Raw genomic sequence first — 19,054 nt, 5'->3', positions numbered from 1 at the left:
GGCGCGGGCGGGTCACGGGCGGTTCTCCGTGGCCTCGATATGGCCGGCGAGGGCGACCACCACGATCCGGGTGTCGGGTTCCGTGGCGCGCCAGCGGTGCCTGACGCCGCCGGTCATGTAGAGGGTGTCGCCGCGGCCGAGCCGGTAGGCGCTGCCCTCGGCCTCGACCTCGGCGGCGCCCTCGGCGACGTAGAGCAGTTCGTCGTTGCGGTGCTGGAACTCGCGGCCGTCGTCGTGCTCCCCGGTGAACTCCATGGCGTGGAGCTGGTGGTGCCCGGGCACGAGCTGGCGCACCACGGCGCCCTGGGGCTGTCCCGGGGCCTGGCGGGCGCGGGTGACCTCGACGCTGCGGGCCGGGTCGGCGGCGGCGAGCAGTTCGACCGCGGTGGTGCAGAGGGCGTCGGCGACCTTCTCCAGGGAGCGGGTGCTGGGGCGGGCGCGCTCGTTCTCGACCTGGCTGAGGAAGGGTACGGACAGGCCGCTGCGCCGCGCGACGACGGCGAGCGTCAGTTCCAGGGCCTTGCGCCGCCGCCGGATGGCCATGCCCACCCGGGGTGTCTCCTTGTCGTCCATCGCTCCGGCTCCCTCCTTCGCGCCGTCGTGCCCTGAATCGTACGAGTGTGCACTCGGGCGCCGTTCACACCCTCGGTGGCGCCTGTCCGGGGCCTGGCGGGTCCGCCGGGTCCGTGATTTTGTCCTGCACCCTACGCACGTTCGGTAAACGGTCGCACGCGGCTTCGGCCGGTGGGGGCGGAACGAGGGTGCTCACGGAAGCACGGCGGGGGCGCGACGGGGTCGCCACGCTCATCGGGCCGGCACGCGCGGCCCTTATGGGAAGGATACGGCGAATTGGCGCGGCGGTGGGCCGGAAACGGAAGCGGGGGCGGGGCGGCGCGGGCAGCGGCGAGGGGCGGCCCCGCGTGTGCGGGACCGCCCCTCGTGTCACTCGCTGCCGTCAGCCGCCCACGGGGGCGAGCTTGTCCTCAAGGCCGGGATTCGAGTCGAGCCACTTGCGGACCGACTGCTTCTCCTTGCCCTCGCCGCCGTCCTGGACGGCGACCTCCAGGGAGGCGAGCTGGTCCTCGCTGAGCTTGAAGTTCTTCATCCAGCCGGAGAACTCGGGGAACTCCTTGCTGAAGCCCTTGTGCGCGACCACGTGGATGCGCTCGCCTGGACCCCAGGCGCTCTTCGGGTCCTTGAGCTTCTTCAGCTCGTACTTGCCGTACGCCCAGTGCGGTGTCCACAGGACCACCACGACCGGCTCCTTCTTCTTGATGGAGCGGTCGAGCTGGGCCAGCATCGACGAGGTGCTGGACGAGACGACCTTGTACTCGCCGTCCAGGCCGTACTCCTTGAGCACCTTGCTGTTCAGGATGCCCATCTCACCGGCGCTCGCCTCGATGCCGATGATCTTGCCGCCGAACTTCTTGCCCTGCCCCTTGAGGTCGGCGAGCGAGTCGACGCCCTTCACATAGGACGGCACGGACAGTTCGAGGGACGTCGGCCCGTACCAGGAGCCCAGGTCCTCCAGTTTGGACTTGTACTTCTCCCAGTACGCCTTGTGCGTGTTCGGCAGCCAGCCGTCCGTCTGGACGTCGATGTCGCCTCTCGCCTCACCGGAGTACAGCGGCCCGGGGTCGAGCTGCTTGGTGGTGGGCTTGTAGCCGCGGTCCTCCAGGATGTTGTCCCAGAGGTAGGTGGTGGCGATGGCCTCGTCCCACGGGAAGAAGCCGAGGTTGACGGACTTCCCCGCCTCCTTGCCCTTGGCGGTGGAGCCGCCCGCGCCCGGGACCGGGGCGAGCTTGTCGGCGACCGAGGGGTTCTTCTTCAGCCACGCCTTGACGCCGTCCTGCTCATGGCTCTCGCCCGCGGTCTGGATCTCGTTCTCCAGGCTGGTGAGCTGCTTCTCGTCGAGCTTGAAGTTCTTCAGCCAGTTCGCGACCGTCGGGTCCTTCTTGGCGAAGCCCTTGTGGGCGACGGTGTGGATCTGCTCGCCCTTGCCCCAGGCGCCCTTCGGGTCCTGGAGCTTCTTCAGCTCGTACTTGTTGTACGCCCAGTGCGGCGACCAGAGCACGACGACCACGGGCTTCTTGGCCTTGATGGAGCGGTCCAGCTCGGCGAGCATCGACGAGGTGCTGGACGAGACGACCTTGTACTCGCCGTCCAGGCCGTACTCCTTGAGCACCTTGTTCTTGAGCGTGCCCATCTCGCCGGCGCTCGCCTCGATGCCGATGATCTTGCCGTCGAACTTCTTGCCCTGGCCCTTGAGGTCGGCGAGCGAGTCGACGCCCTTCACATAGGAGGGCACGGTCAGTTCGAGGGACGTCGGGCCGTACCACGACCCGATGTCGTCCATCTGGGACTTGTACTTGTCCCAGTACGCCTTGTGCGTGGTGGGCAGCCAGGAGTCGGTCTGGAAGTCGACGTCCCCGCGGGCCACGGCCGAGTACAGCGGGCCGGCGTCGAGCTGCTTGATGCCGGTCTCGTAGCCGCGCTCCTCCAGCAGTTCCTTCCAGAGGAAGGTGGTGGCGATGCCCTCGTCCCACGGGATGTAGCCGAGGTTGACCTTCTTGCCCTTGCCGACGTCGGCGCTCGACGACGCCTGGGAGCCGCCGTCGTCGCCGCTGTCGGCGATGTTGAGGCCGCCCGCGACCAGGGCGAGGACCACGACGCCGACGACCGCGACGGCGGTGCCGGGCTTGTAGTGGGCGAAGCGCATCTTGCGCACCGCGGCCGCGGCCTTCGCGGCGGCCCGCCGGCCCAGCGGGGAGACCCGCTGGTTGAGCGCGCCGGTGATGCGGTCCAGGTACATGGCGAGGATGACGACCGCGACACCGCTCTCGGCGGCGAGGCCGACCTGGAGCTGGGTGATCGCCGCGTAGACCTTCTCGCCGAGGCCGCCCGCGCCCGCCATGCCGCCGATGACGACCATGGAGAGGGCCAGCATGATGACCTGGTTGATGCCCGCCATGATCGTGGGCAGGGCCAGCGGGAGCTGCACCCGGGTGAGGGTGTCGCCCGGCGGGGTGCCGAACGCCTCGGCGGCCTCGACCAGCTCCTCGTCCACCTGCCGGATGCCGAGTTCCGTCATACGGACGCCGGGCGGCATCGCGAAGACGATGGTGGCGATGATGCCGGGGGTGGTGCCGACGCCGAAGAACATGACGCCGGGGATCAGGTACACGAACGCGGGCATGGTCTGCATCACGTCGAGCACGGGGCGCACGGTGGCGCTCACCCGGTCGTTGCGGGCCGCCCAGATGCCGAGCGGCACCGCGATCACGACCGTGATCACCGCGGCCACCAGGACGAGCGACAGGGTGGACATCGCGTCGTCCCAGAGGGCGAACGAGTCCACCAGCGCGAAGCCCACGAAGGTGAGCACACCCGGCAGCACGCCGCGCAGCCAGAGCGCGATCACCGCGAGGATGCCCGCCATCAGCAGCGGCTCGCCGCCGCTGAGGACGGTGTCGACGCCGTGGTACATGCCGTCGAGGACGGTCTTGATGAAGTCGAAGAGCCAGTCGAGGTGGGACTGGAGCCAGTCGACGGCGTCCTCGACCCAGTCGCCGAACTTGAATCTAGGCACCGGCGATCACCTTGCCCTCGGCGCCGTCGCCACGGTCCTTGCGCACGGGCTCTCCCTTGCCGAGCGATATCTCGCCGTCGGCCGGTGGTTCCTGGGGTGTCATGGGCTCGCCCAGCACCGCGAGCAGCCTGCCGCGCGGGACGACACCGATCAGCTCGCCGTTCTCTCCCGTCACGGCGACGGCGGTGGTGCTGGTGGAGCAGGGGGTGAACAGCTCGATGATCGGGGTCTTCTCCGGGACCGTGGCGGGCGCCGCCGCGAGCACGTCCTTCGCGGTGCGAAGCTGCTTGCCGTCGGCGGTCGAGGTGCCGTAGGCGGTCTCGGGGTCGGCCATGATCGCACCGGCGGTCAGCACCCGGGAGCGGTCCACGTCCTTGGTGAACGCGGCCACGTAGTCGTTGGCCGGGGTGACGAGGATGTCCTCCGCGGTGCCGTTCTGGACGATGCGGCCGTCACGCATGACGGCGATGCGGTCCCCGAGGCGCATGGCCTCGTTGAGGTCATGGGTGATGAAGACGATCGTCTTGTGGAGCCTGCGCTGCAACTCGATGAGCTGGTCCTGCATGTCCCTGCGGATCAGCGGGTCGAGGGCGCTGAACGACTCGTCCATCAGCAGCAGGTCGGCGTCCGTGGCGAGCGCCCTGGCGAGGCCGACGCGCTGCTGCATACCGCCGGACAGCTCGTCGGGCCACGCCTTCTCCCAGCCGCCGAGCCCGGCGAGGTCCAGCGCCTCCGCGGCGCGGTCCCTGCGCTCGGCCTTCGGCACGCCCTGCACCTCAAGTCCGTACGCGGCGTTCTCCAGCACGCTGCGGTGCGGGAAGAGGGCGAAGTGCTGGAAGACCATGCTGATGTTGCGCGAGCGGACCCTGCGCAGCTCGCGCGGTTCGAGCTTGGTGATGTCCTGCCCGTCGAAGAGCACCTGGCCCGCCGTGGGTTCCAGCAGACCGTTGAGCATCCGCAGCAGCGTGGACTTGCCCGAGCCTGAGAGGCCCATGACCACGAAGATCTCACCCGGCTCCACGGTGAACGACGCGTCGATCACCGCGGCGGTGGTGCCGCCCTCACGCAGACTCTCCCGGTCGGCTCCCCTCCTGAGCTGGTCCACAGCGGCTTCGGGTCGTCTGCCGAACACCTTGTACAGATGTTCGGCCTGAAGACTGGACACATATACCTCTCGGCCTCGAACTTACGGCCCGCCTTCCCCGTTGGCGGGCCGTGGAGCGTCACTGTCTGCCACCCGCCCCAGCGGCTCTTTCACGCCAAACGACGCACAGGCGGGTTCACTCCGAGTGCGCGCCTGCCCCCGTTCACGCAAAGCAAACGGGGGAGTGCGCCGGTTCACATTCCGTTCACTTCTGATAGATGGACGTCCGGTTTTTCCCGATGACGACCATGTGACCAGGGGGTCACCTGTCCATTTCATCGACGGAAAAACCCACACTTTCCACACGCCGCGAATTTGCGCACTCACATGGACACGGAGAGTGGCCATCGCGTCACCCGGGACGCTGCGAAGCGCGCCAACCGGGCCGTGCCCCGCGACACGCGCACCCGCGGCGGGGCGGTGCGGCATGATGCGGGGCGTGGATCACGAAACGCGCCGGCTCATGCTCCTCGACACCGCCTCGCTGTACTTCCGGGCCTACTTCGGCGTCCCGGAGTCGGTCAGGGCCCCGGACGGCACGCCGGTCAACGCCGTGCGCGGCCTGCTCGACTTCATCGACCGGCTGGTGCGCGACCACCGGCCGACCGACCTGGTGGCGTGCATGGACGCGGACTGGCGCCCGGAGTGGCGGGTGCGGCTCATCCCGTCGTACAAGGCGCACCGGGTGGCGGTGGCGGCCGTGGTGGGGCCCGACGAGGAGGAGGTCCCCGACACGCTGGCCCCCCAGGTGCCGGTCATCGAGGACGTGCTCGACGCCCTCGGCATCGCCCGCGCCGGGGTGGCCGGATTCGAGGCCGACGACGTGATCGGCTCCCTCACCGCCCGCGCCACCGGCCCCGTCGACATCGTCACCGGCGACCGCGACCTCTACCAACTGGTCGACGACGCCCGCGAGGTGCGCGTGCTGTACCCGCTCAAGGGCGTCGGCACCCTCCAGATCACCGACGAGGCGCTGCTGCGCGAGCGGTACGGCGTCGGGGGCGACGGCTACGCGGACCTGGCACTGCTGCGCGGCGACCCGAGCGACGGGCTGCCCGGGGTGCCGGGCATCGGCGAGAAGACCGCGGCCAAGCTGCTGGCCGACTTCGGAGACCTGCCCGGCATCCTGGCCGCGATCGACGACCCCGCCGCCCGGCTGACCCCGTCCCAGCGCCGCAGGCTCGCGGAGGCCCGCCCGTACCTCGCGGTGGCGCCGAAGGTGGTACGGGTCGCGAGCGACATCCCGCTGCCCGACCTGGACGAGCGGCTGCCCGCCACGCCCCGGGACCCGGCCGCCCTCGACGCGCTCGCCGGGCGCTGGGGCCTCGGCGGCTCACTGCGCCGGCTGCTCGCCACCCTCGCCGAGCTCGGCTGACCGTCACGATGGCGAACCTCACCCCCCGGGGAATGTTAAGTTAGGCATACCTAAGTAGGTCCGCATCGTCGATCGGCCGGGAGGCACCATGGCAGAGCGTCCGGCACGCAGGGCACCGAAGGCCCACCTGGGACAGGTCGTCCACACCGAACAGCTCACCCCGCACATGCGGCGGGTGATCCTCGGCGGCCCGGGGCTCGCCGCCTTCGAGGCGGGGACCTGCACCGACCACTATGTGAAACTTCTGTTCACGCCCGAGGGGAAGAGCTACTCGGAGCCGGTCGACGTGGCCGCCCTCAGGGAGTCGCTGCCGCGCGAGCAGTGGCCCGTGACCCGTACGTACACCGTGCGCGCCTTCGACCCGGCGACCCGGGAGCTGACCCTCGACTTCGTGATCCACGGCGACTCCGAGGGCGTCGCGGGCCCCTGGGCGCTGCGCGCCGTCCCCGGCGACACCCTGTGCATGCTCGGCCCCGGCGGCGCCTACGCGCCGGAACCGGCCGCCGACTGGCATCTGCTGGCGGGCGACGAGAGCGCGCTGCCCGCCATCGCCGCCGCCCTCGAAGCGCTGCCCGACGGCGCGCGGGCGCACGCCTTCGTCGAGGTCGCAGACCCCGCGGAGGAGCAGAAGATCACCAGCGCCGCGGACGTCGTCTGGCTGCACCGCGGCGAGCGGCCGGTGGGCGAGGCGCTGGTGGCCGCCGTACGGGGTCTCGACTTCCCCGCGGGCACGCCCCAGGTCTTCGTGCACGGCGAGGCCCACTTCGTGAAGGAGCTGCGCCGCCATCTGCGCCTTGAGCGCGAGATCCCCCGCGAGTCGCTGTCCATCTCCGGCTACTGGCGCCTCGGGCACAACGAGGACGGCTGGCAGGCGTCGAAGCGCGAGTGGAACGCGGCGGTGGAGCAGGAGCAGGAGAACCGCTAGGTCCTGTCTGGTAATTCGCGTCGGATCAGGTCGCGGCGTCTGGTGCTGGGGGTACCTCCCACGCCTTTCGGGCTGTGGGGGAGCATCGCAAGGCGGTGGGGGCGCCCCCGGGCCCTCAGGGCCCAGGGGGAGGTCGTCCGCGTACTGGACGTACGTGGGCGTGCCCGACAACGCGGCGTGGGGGCACCTCCCGGCCGAAGGCTGGGGGAGTGCGGTGCCTGGGGGTACCTCCCGGCCGAAGGCTGGGGGAGCGTCGCGACCCCGGCGGGAATTGCCAGACAGGGCCTAGCCGCGTCCGGCCGGCGGGCCCGCCCCCGTCGGCCCCCCTTACCCTGGAGCGATGGCCCGTCGCCGCCGAGCGCCCGCCGCACCGCTCCCCCAGCGCGACGGGGTCGACGCGGTGCGCATCAGGCTGCCGGGCGACGGGTCCTGGGCGACGGTACGCGACCATCTCGTGGCACGGCTCGCGCCCTCGGCCGCCGAGGTCGACGCCCTGCTCGACGCGGGCGCGGTGGTGACCGCGGACGGCGCCCCGCTGCCGCCCGACGCGCCCTACCGCCCCGGGCTGCACCTCTGGTTCCACCGCCCGGCGGCGCCCGAGACCCCGGTGCCTTTCGCACCGCGGGTGGTGTACCGGGACGAGCACATCGTGGTCGCCGACAAGCCGCACTTCCTCGCCACCACACCCCGGGGCAGCCATGTCGCGCAGACCGCGCTCGCCCGCCTCCGCCACGATCTTGGCATCCCGGCGCTCGGCGCCGCGCACCGGCTCGACCGGCTCACCGCGGGGCTCGTCCTGTTCACCGTGCGCCCCGCGGAACGCGGCGCGTACCAGCGGCTGTTCAGCGACCGGAGGATCACCAAGGAGTACGAGGCCGTCGCCCCGTACCGCCAAGAGACGGCGCTGCCGCGCACGGTGGCCAGCAGGATCGTCAAGGACCACGGGGTGCTCAGGGCCCGCGAGGTCCCGGGCGAGCCCAACGCCGTCACCGGGGTCGAACTCCTCGGGCACCGCGCGGGCCTCGGCCGCTACCGGCTGCTGCCCGCCACGGGACGCACCCACCAGCTCCGGGTGCATATGAGCGCGCTGGGGCTGCCGCTGCTCGGCGACCCGCTCTATCCGGAGGTGCGGGACCCCGTGCCTTCCGACGACTTCCGGCGCCCGCTGCAACTGCTGGCCCGCGCCCTGGAGTTCACCGACCCGGTCACCGGCGTCGAGCACCGCTTCACCTCACGGCGCTCCCTCGCGGCGTGGACGTCGTACGAGGCGTGGGAGCGCGGCGCCGAGGTGTGACGGCCCGTCAGAGACGGTGCCACCAGCGCAGGAAGCGCCGCAACGGCCCCGGAGCGTGCGCCGGGGCGGCGGGCTCGGGGACGCCGCCCGCGAAGGGCGCGGCGACGCCCGTGCCCGCGGGCGTGGGGGCCATCGCTCCCGTGGGGGCCGCCGCTCCCGGGGCGGCCGCCGCCGCGACGCCCGCCACGGCCGGGACCCGCTCCCCCGCCGGGTCGCCGACGTGCCACTCCTCGTCGTCGCGCAGCACCGCGTTGCCCGCGACCGGCGCCCGCGCCACGTCCTGGAGCGGGGTGGGTGTGAAGGCCACGGGGAGCGTCACCAGATGGCGCGAGAGGACCGACGAGGTCCACTCCAACTCGCTCTCGTCCACCGCGAGCTGCACATCCGGCAGCCGGGTCAGCAGGGCGTCGACACCGCCCTCGGTGATGGCACGCCCGATGTCCTGGCCCGGGCACTCGTGGGGACCGCCGCTGAACGCGAGGTGCGCCCTGTTGCCCTGCATATGGGCGCCCGGCACGGGCCGTACCACCGGGTCGGCGTTGCCGGGCGCGATCCCGAGGAGCAGCGCGTCGCCCGCCCTGATCCGCTGCCCGCCCAACTCGGTGTCCTGCTTGGCGACATACGGCACCATGGCGCTGAACGGCGGCTCGTCCCACAGCGTCTGCTCGACGGCCTCGGGCACCGTCATCTGGCCGCCGTTGAGGCGCGCCCTGAACCGCGGGTCGGTCATCACCATGCGCAGCACGTTGGCGATGAGGTTCGCGGTGGCCTCGTAGGCGGCGATGAGGACGAGACGCAGGTGCTGGGCCACCTCGTCGTCCGTGAGCCGGGACTCGTGGGCGATGAGGGCGCTGGCGAAGTCCTCGGCGGGCCGGGCGCGGCGGCGCAGCGTGAGCCGGGTGAGGGCCTGCATCACGTACTCGTTGCTGGCGATGGCGGTCTCGGTGCCCTTGATCATGTCGCGGGCCGCGCCCACCATGCGCTCGCTGTACTCCTCGGGCATGCCGAGGATCTCGCAGAGCACCATCATCGGCAGGTGCTCGGCGAACTGCCCGACCAGCTCCGCGGTGCCGATCTGGCAGACGGCGTTGACGAGTTCCTGGCTCGACCTGGCGATGCAGCGCCGTACGCCGCGCCCGTCGATGCCGCCGATGGCGCTGGTGACGGCGCCGCGCAGCCGCTTGTGCTCGGCGCCCTCGGCGAAGGTGCACATGGGCTGCCAGGTGAAGACGGGGGCGAGCGGGTGGGTGGGGCCCGCGGTGCCGTCCTGGATGGCGCTCCAGTAGCGCGAGTCCCGGGTGAAGTGGGAGGGGGTGCGCACCATGTGCAGGTTCTCGCTGTGCCCGAGCACGACCCAGGCGGGGACGTCCTGGTGCAGCAGTACGGGGGCGACGGCCCCGTACTCGGCGCGCAGTTCCTCGTAGAGGCCGCCCAGGTCGTGTTCGGCCTCGGGCCCGTACAGGCGGCGGGCGCCGCCCGCGGGGCGGTGGGCCGGGCAGCCGGGCGGGGGTGTCGGGGTCTCGTCCGTGCCGGGTCGGGGCTGGGAGGGGGTCGTCACGGTGTCGCTCCGTCGGGGAGGTCTGTCGGGAGGTCGGGGAAGTCGGGGAAGTCGCCGCGGGGCGTCGGGGGAAGCCGGGCGGGGGCCGCGGGTGCGGCGGGGTCAGGCGGGGAGCAGGGAGTGCAGGTAGTGCGTAAGGGTCAGCAGCACATCCCTGCTCGACGCGCGTCTGCGGGCGTCGCAGTTCATCATCGGGACGTCGGCGGCGAGGTCGAGGGCCGTGCGCAACTGCTCCAGGGGGTGGCGGGGCGCGTCGGGGAAGTCGTTGACGGCGACGACGAACGGCACGCCGCGCTCCTCCAGGCGGCCGATGACGTCGAAGCTGACTTCGAGGCGCCGGGTGTCGACGAGCACGACCGCGCCGAGCGCGCCCTCGAACAGGCCGTTCCACAGGAACCAGAAGCGTTCCTGGCCCGGGGTGCCGAAGAGGTAGAGGACCAGTTCGTCGGTGATGCTGATGCGGCCGAAGTCCATGGCGACGGTGGTGGCGGTCTTCGTCGTCGAGCCGTAGTCGTCGTCGACGCCGATCCCGGCCTGTGTCATGGTCTCCTCGGTGGTCAGCGGTCTGATCTCGCTGACGGAGCCCACCATGGTCGTCTTGCCGACGCCGAACCCGCCGACGATCACGATCTTCACGGCCGAGGTGGCCGTGTCGGGCAGGATGTCCTCCCTGCTCGGCCCCGTGACCCGGCGGGCCGCGGGGGCCGGGTCAGAGCTTCTGAAGTCCATGCATCACCGCTTCGAGGAGGGAACGGTCCGGGAGTGCGGAGCGCACGACCGGCTCGTGCGCCTGGATGAGCCCGGCCGTGAGCAGGTCGGTCAGCAGTACGGTCACGGCGCTGAACGGCAGGCTGAGGTAGGCCGAGATCTCGGCCACCGACAGCGGCGAGCCGCACAGCCCGAGCACCGCCGCCTGTTCGGGCGGTGTGGTCGGCGCGGGCGGGGCGAGCGCCACGATGAGCGTGACCAGGTCGACGGGCGCGCGCTGGGTCTCCTCGGCGCCGCCCGCGACGACGTAGAGCCGCTCGGGGGCGCCGCCGGGATGCTTCGCGCCCCGCCGGGTGCGTTGCGGAGGGGTCATACGGCGCGCCCGTCGTGCCGGGGCGGGCTGGTCAGATGCGCCCCGATGCGCACGACGAGGTCCCGCATGCGGTTGCTGACGAGCCCGGCGTCGACGATCTCGTCGGCGAGCACCGCGAGATACGCGCCCGCACCGGCCGCCATCAGGTAGAAGAAGCCGCCGGTGACTTCGATGATCACCATCCGCATCCGGCCGTCGCTGTCTGGGATCTCGGTGGCGACGGCGCTGGCCAGGCTCTGGAGCCCGGCGCAGGCCGCGGCGATGCGGTCGGCGGCGTCGGGCTCGCCGCCGTAGCGCGCGATGCGCAGTCCGTCCGCGGACAGCACCACCACCTGGCGGGTGCCCGGCACCCCGTCGGCGAGTTCCTTGAGCATCCAGTCGAAGTTGGCGCGCTGCCGGATCACTTGTGGTTCCCCTCGTCCACGATGTCCTGGGAGGCTTCTGGGTCGGTGCGGTCGGGCGCGGGCTGCGCGCCCGGGGTGCTTTCGGGGCGGGTGGCGGGCTCCGGCTCCGCTCCGCTGACGCCGCTCATGAACGCCTCGACCCAGAGCCCGGGGGCGGTCTCCGCGGTGACGGGCGCGGGCGGCGCGGGGGCGGCCCTGGTGGGGCGGGGCGCGGGCCGCGCCTCCGGCTCCGCCTCGTCGTCGCGCCCGCGGTTCGGCTTCCAGTCGATGGGCGGCCCGACGTCGGCCCTGCCGGTGACCGCGGTGTCGGCCCCGGAGGCGGGCACGATGGTCTTGCGCAGCCGCGACCTGCGCTGCGGCAGCCCGTGCTCGGTCCACTCGGTGACCACGGGTACGTCGTCCTCGCTGCTCATCGGGGGCGGCAGCACCAGCTTCGCGGCGGGCCTGCGCTTCTTGGTGCGGACGGGGGCGGGGATCAGCTCGCCGTCGTCGCCGAGCCTGGGCACCGCGGAGGCGCCGATGCCGTGGGCGAGCCCGGGGGCCGGTCCCGTGGTCAGCATCTCGGGGGGCACGATCAGCACGGCGCGGACGCCGCCGTAGGCGGACTGCCGCAGCGCGATCTGGAGGTTGTACATCTGGGCCAGCTTGCCGACGACGGCCATGCCGAGCCGGGGCGTCTCCCCGAGGTCGTTGAGGTCGAAGCCGATCCTCGCCTTGTCGAGCATGCGCTCGGCGCGCGCCCTCGCCTCCTCGGAGAGGCTGACGCCGCCGTCCTCGATCTCGATGGCGATCCCGGTCTGCACCTCGACCGCGGTGACGTGCACCTTGGTCTGCGGGGGCGAGTAACGGGTCGCGTTGTCGAGGAGTTCCGCGCAGGCGTGGATGAGCGGTTCGACGGCGGTGCCCTTCACCGGCACCTTCACGATGGAGTGCAGTTCGATACGGCGGTACTCAAGGATGCGCGACATCGCGCCGCGCAGCACGCTGTAGAGCAGGACGGGCCGGGGCCACTGGCGGCCGGGGCGGGCGCCGCCGAGGACGGTGATGCTGTCGGCGAGCCTGCCGATGAGGGCGGTGCCGTGGTCGATACGGAGCAGGTCGTCGAAGACGTCGGGGTTGAAGCCGTGGTCGTCTTCCATGTCGCGCAGTTCCGCCGCCTGCTTGTGCACGATGGCCTGCACCCGGCGGGCGATGTTGACGAACGCGTGCGCGGAGGCGTCCCGCATCATCTCGGACTCGTCGATGTGCCGCAGCACCCGGTGCAGCAGCGCCTGCTGGGCGAGGGAGGCACCGGGGGCGGACTCGGCGGCCTTGCGTGCCGCGTTCTCGGGCCGCTCGCCCCTGCGCAGCAGCGCGATGGCCTGTGGCAGCAGCTCCTCGCCGAGCCTGGTGATGTCGCCGTCGAAGGCGGCGACGCGCTGTTCGAGGTGGGCGAGGCGCCGTGTGTAGTGGTCCCGCTGGGCGCGGAGGGCCCTGGCCCGGCGCAGCACCAGGACGCCGACGGCGGCCAGCAGCAGGACGCCGCAGCCGCCGCACAGCGCGACGGCCGGGGCCGCGGAGCCGCCGGCCGTGGCGGCGACGGCGACGGTGAGCGCGGCCATCGCCGCCGCGGGCAGCAACAGCGCGCGCACATAGGGGACTTCTCGGCCACCGGGAGGCGATTGAACACTCACCATGTATGCCCTCAGAACGGATCGGCTCGGGGAGCGAAGGGATGTGCGGGGCGCGGGAGCCGTCGGCGCGGGGACGCGCGACGGCACCACGCGCCGGACACTTCCGTACGCATGCCCATACAACTGGAACAAGCGCGCGAATCATCTCAACTCGGTGCGCTGCGGGCGAGCTTAGTACCCACGCAAGTGCCTCGCGTCACCTTCGGAAAGACCCTGAAATCGGCGCGCGGTACGCCTACACTCGGGCCCATTTGCACGCACGGCAGCGGAGCAAGCACATGGAGTGAAGGTCTCCGCATGCATGCGGGTACGGGCGTGGGGGTGCAGGAATGCGGGGGTGCAGGGGTGCCCCCGGGGCGCAGGGGTGCAGGGCGCGTGTGGACGCACCGGGGCGCACGGGGGCGTGGGCGCCCCGGCGCCACCCGATCAGGTCGCGGGCGCGCGTCACCCGGGCGGCAGCGCGCCCCGGCGAGACGGACCGTCGGCGGCCCCGGGGCCGCCCGGACTTCACCCCACCGAGGAGTAGGCGACCACGCCCCGCAGCAGTGCCTCCACGGCCTTGCGGGCGTTCTTCGGGACGGTGGAGCCGTCGCCAGGGGCGGCGGCCGCGATCTGGCCGAGGACGTCGATGACCTGCTTGCACCAGCGCACGAAGTCCCCCGCGGGCATCTCGGCCTCCCGCAGCACCTCGTCGAGCCCGCGGCCCGACGCCCACATGAACGCGGGCCAGGCGAAGCCGAGGTCGGGCTCGCGCTGGCCCACGCCCTCGGCCTGGTTGATCCTGAAGTCCTCCTCCAGGGCGTCGAGCCGCCCCCAGATGCGGACGGTCTCGCCGAGGGCGGCCTTCACCCGGCCCGAGGGCAGCTTCGGCGACATCGCGTCGTCCCCCGCCCTGGCCTCGTAGACCAACGCGGAGGCGCAGGCGGCCAGTTCCGGCGGGCTCAGCCCCTCCCAGACCCCGGCGCGCAGACACTCGCTGGCGAGGAGGTCAAGCTCACCGTAGAGCCGGGCGAGCCGCTTGCCGTGCTCCGTGACCTCGTCGCCGCGCAGGTAGTCGAGTTCGGTGAGGAGGGCGACGATGCGGTCGAAGGTCCTGGCGATGGTGTTGGTGCGGCCCTCGATGCGCTGTTCGAGGTGGCGGGTGTCGCGCAGCAGCCGGTGGTAGCGCTCGGCCCAGCGGGCGTGGTTCTCCCGGTCGGAGCAGCCGTGGCAGGGGTGGGCGCGCAGCTCGGCGCGCAGCCGCGCGATCTCCCGGTCGTCCGCGGCGGCGGCCCGCTCCTTGCGGCGCCGCCCCGGCTCGATGTGCCCCGCCTTGGTGCGCAGCGCGGAGGCGAGGTCGCGCCGGGACTGGGGGTTGCGGGGGTTGAACGACTTGGGGATGCGCATCCGCTCAAGCGGCTCGACCGGCACCGGGAAGTCCATCGCCGCCAGCCGCTTGACCTGCCGCTCCGCGGTGAGGACCAGGGGGCGGGGCCCGTCCTGCGCCTCGAAGCCGCGGTGGCCGTTGGACCTGCCGGCGGGCACCCCGGGGTCGAGCACGAGCGCGAGCCCCGCGAAGCGCCCGGTGGGGACGTGGATGACGTCGCCAGGGCGCAGCTTCTCCAGCGCCGCGGCGGCGGCCGCCCTGCGCTGCGACGCGCCCTGCCTGGCCAGCTCGGTCTCCCGGTCCTTGAGGTCGCGGCGCAGGCGCGCGTACTCCTCGAAGTCGCCGAGGTGGCAGGTCATGGCCTCCTGGTAGCCGCCGAGGCCCTCCTCGTTGCGCTGCACCTGCCGGGAGATGCCGACGACCGACTTGTCCGCCTGGAACTGCGCGAACGAGGTCTCCAGCAGCTCACGGGAGCGGTGCCTGCCGAACTGCTCGACGAGGTTGACCGCCATGTTGTACGACGGCTTGAAGCTGGAGCGCAGCGGATACGTACGGGTCCCGGCGAGGCCCGCCAGGTGCTCGGGGCTCGTGGCGCGCTGCCAGAGCACCACGGCGTGGCCCTCGACGTCGATGCCGCGGCGGCCCGCGCGCCCGGTGAGCTGGGTGTACTCGCCCGGGGTGATGTCGGCGTGCTGCTCGCCGTTCCACTTGACGAGCTTCTCCAGGACGACGGACCTGGCGGGCATGTTGATCCCCAGGGCCAGGGTCTCGGTCGCGAACACGGCCTTCACCAGGCCGCGCACGAACAGCTCCTCGACGACCTCCTTGAACGTCGGCAGCATCCCGGCGTGGTGGGCGGCGATGCCGCGCTCAAGACCTTCGAGCCACTCGTAGTAGCCGAGGACGTGCAGGTCCTCCGGCGGGATGGAGGCGGTGCGCTTCTCGACGATCTCCCGGACCGTGGCACGCGCCTCCTCGTCGTTGAGCCTGAGCCCGGCGAAGAGGCACTGCTGCACGGCGGCCTCGCACCCGGCGCGGCTGAAGATGAAGGTGATGGCGGGCAGCAGGCCCTCGGCGTCGAGGCGGTCGATGACCTCGGGGCGGCTCGGGGTCCACACCCGGGAGCGGGTGCGGCGCCGCTCGCGCTCGCGGTCGGCCTCGCGGAGCTGCCTGCGCCCGCCGCGGCCGCGGCCGTACGGTGTGCGCTCCGCCTCGCTCCTCGCGAGCCGGGTGAGGTCGGGGTTGACGGCCTTCCTGCTGCCCTCGCCCTCCTCGAAGAGGTCGTAGAGCCGCCGCCCGGCCAGGACGTGCTGGAACAGCGGGACGGGCCGGTGCTCGGAGACGATCACCTCGGTGTCGCCGCGCACCGTGTCGAGCCAGTCGCCGAACTCCTCCGCGTTGGAGACCGTGGCGGAGAGGGAGACCAGGGTGACGGACTCCGGCAGGTGGATGATCACCTCCTCCCAGACGGCGCCGCGGAAGCGGTCGGAGAGGTAGTGCACCTCGTCCATCACCACGTAGCCGAGGCCGCTGAGCGCCTGGGAGCCCGCGTACAGCATGTTCCGCAGGACCTCGGTGGTCATGACGACCACCGGGGCGTCCGCGTTCACGCTGTTGTCCCCCGTCAGCAGGCCGACCTTGGCGGAGCCGTAGCGCGCCGCGAGGTCGGAGTACTTCTGGTTGGACAGCGCCTTGATGGGCGTGGTGTAGAAGCACTTCTTGCCCTGCCCGAGGGCGAGGTGGACGGCGAACTCGCCCACGATCGTCTTGCCCGAGCCGGTGGGCGCGGCCACCAGCACGCCCTTGCCGGACTCAAGGGCACGGCACGCCTCGATCTGGAAGGGGTCGAGGCCGAACTCGTACATCTCGCGGAAGGAGCCGAGTGCGGTGGCCATCTCCGCGGCCCGCTTACGGGACGCCGCGTACCGCTCGGCCGGTGAGAGGTCCTCTGTCATCGTGCGTTCGAGCCTACCCGCCGCCTGTGACAGGCGGCGATCATTATCCACGCCCTGGGACACCCCCGGGGCGTGAGGGGGCGAAAGCTTTTACACCCCGAGCACCCGCACCGCCCCCCGTACGCACTCCGCGGTCACCGGAAGCGCGCCGAGCGGCTCCCCGTCCGCGTACGCGGTCGTCGCGGGGGCCATGATCTCGACCCGGGCCGCGCGGTGGACGGTGACGACGGGGTGGCCGACATGGGTGCCCCGGTAGACGCGGGGGAAGACGCGCAGCAGGGTCGCGCGGGTGCAGGCGCCGACGACGGTGACGTCGAAGAGCCCGTCGTGCGGGTCGGCGCCGGGGCACATCCGCATGCCGCCGCCGTACGAGGCGGTGTTGCCGACGGCGACGAGTATCCCGGAGACCTCGGCGGGCGAGCCGTCGCCGAGGGTGATCTTGTAGTCGAGGGGGCGCAGCGCGGCAAGCTCGGCCAGCATCGCGAGGTCGTACTTGAGGCGCCCGGCGGGCAGCCGCATGCGGTTGCCGCGGTCGTTGACCCGGGAGTCGAAGCCGCAGGCGAGCACGGTCGCGAACCAGCGGTCGCCGATCCTGCCGAGGTCGACGGGCCGTCCGCCGCCGGTGTCGAGCGCGTCCGCGACCCGCTCCGCCGCGGCGGTGGGGGCGCGTACGGGGAGCCCGAGGGCGCGCGCGAAGTCGTTGCCCGTGCCCGCGGCGACGACGCCGAGCGGGGTGCCGGTGCCCGCGACGGCCTGCGCGGCGAGGTGGACCATGCCGTCCCCGCCGACGGCGACCAGCGCGCCGGTGCCCCCGGCCACGGCGCGCCGGGCGGCGGCGAGCGCGTCGGCGGGCCCCGAGCCCACCACGGTGGCGACGGTGCGGCCCCTGGCACGCAGCGCGGTGGCGGCGGCGCGGGCCGCGGGGACCGCCCTGCCGCGGCCCGCGGTGGGGTTCACGAAGAGTGTGAGCGTGCTGGTCATGGCTGTCCCCCCGCGGTGTTTCCCGGCGGGGGGACGATACAAGGCGGCGGCGTGGACCGTCAGGTCGCGTCGTCGTAGCCGTTGATGCGGTCGTGGTCGGACGAGGACGGCTCGGGCAGCCCGCGGTTCGCCGAGACCGGCTCGACGTCGCCGACGTCCTCGGGGGCGAGGTCGAGGTCGGACGCCTCGTCGTCGTCCGGGCCCTCCTCGGCCAGGCGCCGCTTGCGGCGGTCGTTCATGAGGGAGAAGGCGGTGGCCGCGAAGTAGAGCACCCAGATGGGTCCGGCGAGCGCCAGCATCGTGAGCGGGTCGGTGCTGGGCGTGGCGATGGCCGCGAACAGCGTGATGCCCAGGATCATCCCGCGCCACCAGCCGAGCATCCGGCGTCCTGTGAGCACCCCGGTCAGGTTCAGCATGACCAGCAGCAGCGGCAGCTCGAAGGAGAGCCCGAAGATGACCACCATGCGGGTCACCAGGTCGATCAGCTCGTCGAGGGGGAGCTGGTTGTCGACGTCGGTGGGCGAGAAGTCGAGCAGTACGGTCGCCATCGTCGGCAGCGTCTTGTACGCGAAGAACGCGCCCGCGAGGAAGAGCGGGGCGCCGGTGCCGACGAACGCGCGCGCGTACTTCTTCTCGTGCTTGTGCAGCCCGGGCGCGACGAACGCCCAGAGCTGGTAGAGCCAGATCGGGGAGGCGACGACGACACCGGTCGTCAGCGACACCTTGAGGGCCAGGGTGAACGGCTTGAGCAGGCCGTTCAGCACGATACGGGCGCAGGTGCCGCCCTTCGCGTTCGCCAGCTCGGAGAAGCTGGCCTTGCAGCCGACCGCGTCCAGGATCGGGTCAGTGAAGAACTCGATGATGTCCCGGTAGTAGAACGCGGCCACTATCGTGACGAGGAGGATGCCCAGGACGGCCTTGATCAGCCGGTTGCGCAGCTCCCTCAGGTGCTCCGCGAGGGGCATCCGCCCTTCCGGGTCCTTCTCCTGCTTCTTTCGGGCAGACCTGGCCAACCCACGTCCTCATCTCGTGTGCGGCAGCCGGCTGAGACCGTCTGCGTGGGTCAGCGCTGCGTGGTGTCCGTGGGCTCGGTGACCGGGCGTGAGCTGGTCACGTCCCCGGGGGACGCCTGGATGGTGCGCGGCTGCTCCGAGGCCGGGGGGTCGGCCGGGGCCTGCTCCTGCTGCTTGCCGTCGGACTTCATCGCCTTGGCCTCGCTCTTGAGGATGCGCGCGGACTTGCCGAGCGACCTCGCCATGTCGGGGAGCTTCTTCGCACCGAAGAGCAGGACGATGACGACGATGATGAGGATGATCTCGGGGGCGCCGAGCCTTCCGAACATAGTGGTGTGTCCTTCTCACTGAGGCGGCGTGGGCGGGGAGCGGTGACCGACCGGAACCTGCGTCCGGCCGCCGCGCTGGCAGCGATCGTATCCCCCGGGAGTAAACGCGAGGCAATATCCGCACGTAATCCCGTACGCGTACGGCACGGCGCGTGACCGGCCGCCGGGCGGTGCCCGGCCTGCCGTGGGCGGCTAGGTCCTGTCTGGTAATTCGCGTCGGATCAGGTCGCGGCGTCTGGTGCCGTGCATCGCAAGGCGGAGGGTCGTCCGCGTACTGGACGTACGTGGGCGTGCCCGACAACGCGGCGTGGGGGCACCTCCCGGCCGAAGGCTGGGGGAGTGCGGTGCCAGGCGTCGCGACCCCGGC

The 19,054-nt window shown here is 72.1% G+C and carries 15 protein-coding genes; 3 read left to right on the top strand and 12 right to left on the bottom strand.

Going from position 1 to position 19,054, the window contains the following annotated elements:
- Positions 1–12: 12 nt before the first annotated feature.
- The 3 genes from ACIBIW_RS28250 to ACIBIW_RS28240 form a co-directional block, all read right to left on the bottom strand.
- Positions 13–573 (bottom strand): cupin domain-containing protein, encoded by a 561-nt coding sequence (locus tag ACIBIW_RS28250; RefSeq protein WP_399339897.1) that lies wholly within the window; start codon positions 571–573, stop codon positions 13–15.
- Positions 574–955: 382 nt separating this feature from the next.
- Positions 956–3,589, bottom strand: coding sequence for an ABC transporter permease/substrate binding protein (locus tag ACIBIW_RS28245; protein WP_399339895.1), 2,634 nt, complete (start codon positions 3,587–3,589; stop codon positions 956–958).
- Positions 3,582–4,754 carry a glycine betaine/L-proline ABC transporter ATP-binding protein gene (locus tag ACIBIW_RS28240; protein WP_399339893.1) on the bottom strand — a complete coding sequence of 391 codons (1,173 nt, stop codon included), beginning with the start codon at positions 4,752–4,754 and terminating at the stop codon, positions 3,582–3,584. Before ACIBIW_RS28240 ends, ACIBIW_RS28245 begins: the two co-directional genes overlap by 8 nt.
- A gap of 409 nt (positions 4,755–5,163) precedes the next feature.
- Here ACIBIW_RS28240 and ACIBIW_RS28235 point away from each other — a divergent pair, with 409 nt between their 5' ends.
- From ACIBIW_RS28235 to ACIBIW_RS28225, 3 genes are all read left to right on the top strand, one after another.
- Complete coding sequence (locus ACIBIW_RS28235) at positions 5,164–6,108, top strand: 5'-3' exonuclease H3TH domain-containing protein (RefSeq protein WP_399339892.1); 945 nt, start codon at positions 5,164–5,166, stop codon at positions 6,106–6,108.
- An 88-nt stretch (positions 6,109–6,196) separates the two neighbouring features.
- On the top strand, positions 6,197–7,033 hold the full coding sequence (locus ACIBIW_RS28230) for a siderophore-interacting protein (RefSeq protein ID WP_399339890.1): 837 nt from the start codon (positions 6,197–6,199) through the stop codon (positions 7,031–7,033).
- Between the two features lie 340 nt (positions 7,034–7,373).
- Entirely contained in the window at positions 7,374–8,327 is a 954-nt protein-coding gene (locus ACIBIW_RS28225) for a pseudouridine synthase (protein ID WP_399339888.1), read from the top strand.
- A 7-nt stretch (positions 8,328–8,334) separates the two neighbouring features.
- Here ACIBIW_RS28225 and ACIBIW_RS28220 read toward each other — a convergent pair whose 3' ends face one another.
- The 9 genes from ACIBIW_RS28220 to tatA all read right to left on the bottom strand — a co-directional run bounded on the left by ACIBIW_RS28220 (position 8,335) and on the right by tatA (position 18,687).
- Positions 8,335–9,885 (bottom strand): cytochrome P450, encoded by a 1,551-nt coding sequence (locus ACIBIW_RS28220; protein ID WP_399339886.1) that lies wholly within the window; start codon positions 9,883–9,885, stop codon positions 8,335–8,337.
- Positions 9,886–9,987: 102 nt separating this feature from the next.
- Positions 9,988–10,614, bottom strand: a complete 627-nt coding sequence (locus ACIBIW_RS28215; RefSeq protein ID WP_399339885.1) for a GTP-binding protein — start codon at positions 10,612–10,614, stop codon at positions 9,988–9,990.
- On the bottom strand, positions 10,595–10,966 hold the full coding sequence (locus ACIBIW_RS28210; protein ID WP_399339883.1) for a DUF742 domain-containing protein: 372 nt from the start codon (positions 10,964–10,966) through the stop codon (positions 10,595–10,597). Before ACIBIW_RS28210 ends, ACIBIW_RS28215 begins: the two co-directional genes overlap by 20 nt.
- Entirely contained in the window at positions 10,963–11,370 is a 408-nt protein-coding gene (locus tag ACIBIW_RS28205; protein WP_399339881.1) for a roadblock/LC7 domain-containing protein, read from the bottom strand. Before ACIBIW_RS28205 ends, ACIBIW_RS28210 begins: the two co-directional genes overlap by 4 nt.
- A complete protein-coding gene (locus ACIBIW_RS28200; protein ID WP_399339879.1) occupies positions 11,367–13,046 on the bottom strand; it encodes a sensor histidine kinase in 1,680 nt (559 codons plus the stop codon). Before ACIBIW_RS28200 ends, ACIBIW_RS28205 begins: the two co-directional genes overlap by 4 nt.
- A 504-nt stretch (positions 13,047–13,550) precedes the next feature.
- The gene (locus tag ACIBIW_RS28195) at positions 13,551–16,364 is read right to left on the bottom strand and encodes a DEAD/DEAH box helicase (RefSeq protein ID WP_399339878.1); all 2,814 of its coding nucleotides are present in this window, start codon (positions 16,362–16,364) and stop codon (positions 13,551–13,553) included.
- A gap of 90 nt (positions 16,365–16,454) precedes the next feature.
- Positions 16,455–17,345: a diacylglycerol kinase gene (locus tag ACIBIW_RS28190; protein WP_399339876.1), complete on the bottom strand. Its 891-nt coding sequence runs from the start codon at positions 17,343–17,345 to the stop codon at positions 16,455–16,457.
- 59 nt (positions 17,346–17,404) lie between these two features.
- Positions 17,405–18,358, bottom strand: coding sequence for a twin-arginine translocase subunit TatC (gene tatC / locus ACIBIW_RS28185; protein ID WP_399339875.1), 954 nt, complete (start codon positions 18,356–18,358; stop codon positions 17,405–17,407).
- Between the two features lie 50 nt (positions 18,359–18,408).
- Complete coding sequence (gene tatA / locus ACIBIW_RS28180) at positions 18,409–18,687, bottom strand: Sec-independent protein translocase subunit TatA (RefSeq protein WP_399339873.1); 279 nt, start codon at positions 18,685–18,687, stop codon at positions 18,409–18,411.
- Positions 18,688–19,054 lie beyond the last annotated feature (367 nt).

The sequence above is a fragment of the Streptomyces sp. NPDC050560 genome, from assembly GCF_044457285.1.
In the GTDB taxonomy this organism is placed as follows: Bacteria; Actinomycetota; Actinomycetes; order Streptomycetales; family Streptomycetaceae; genus Streptomyces.
This window is presented reverse-complemented; position numbering and strand designations above follow the sequence as displayed.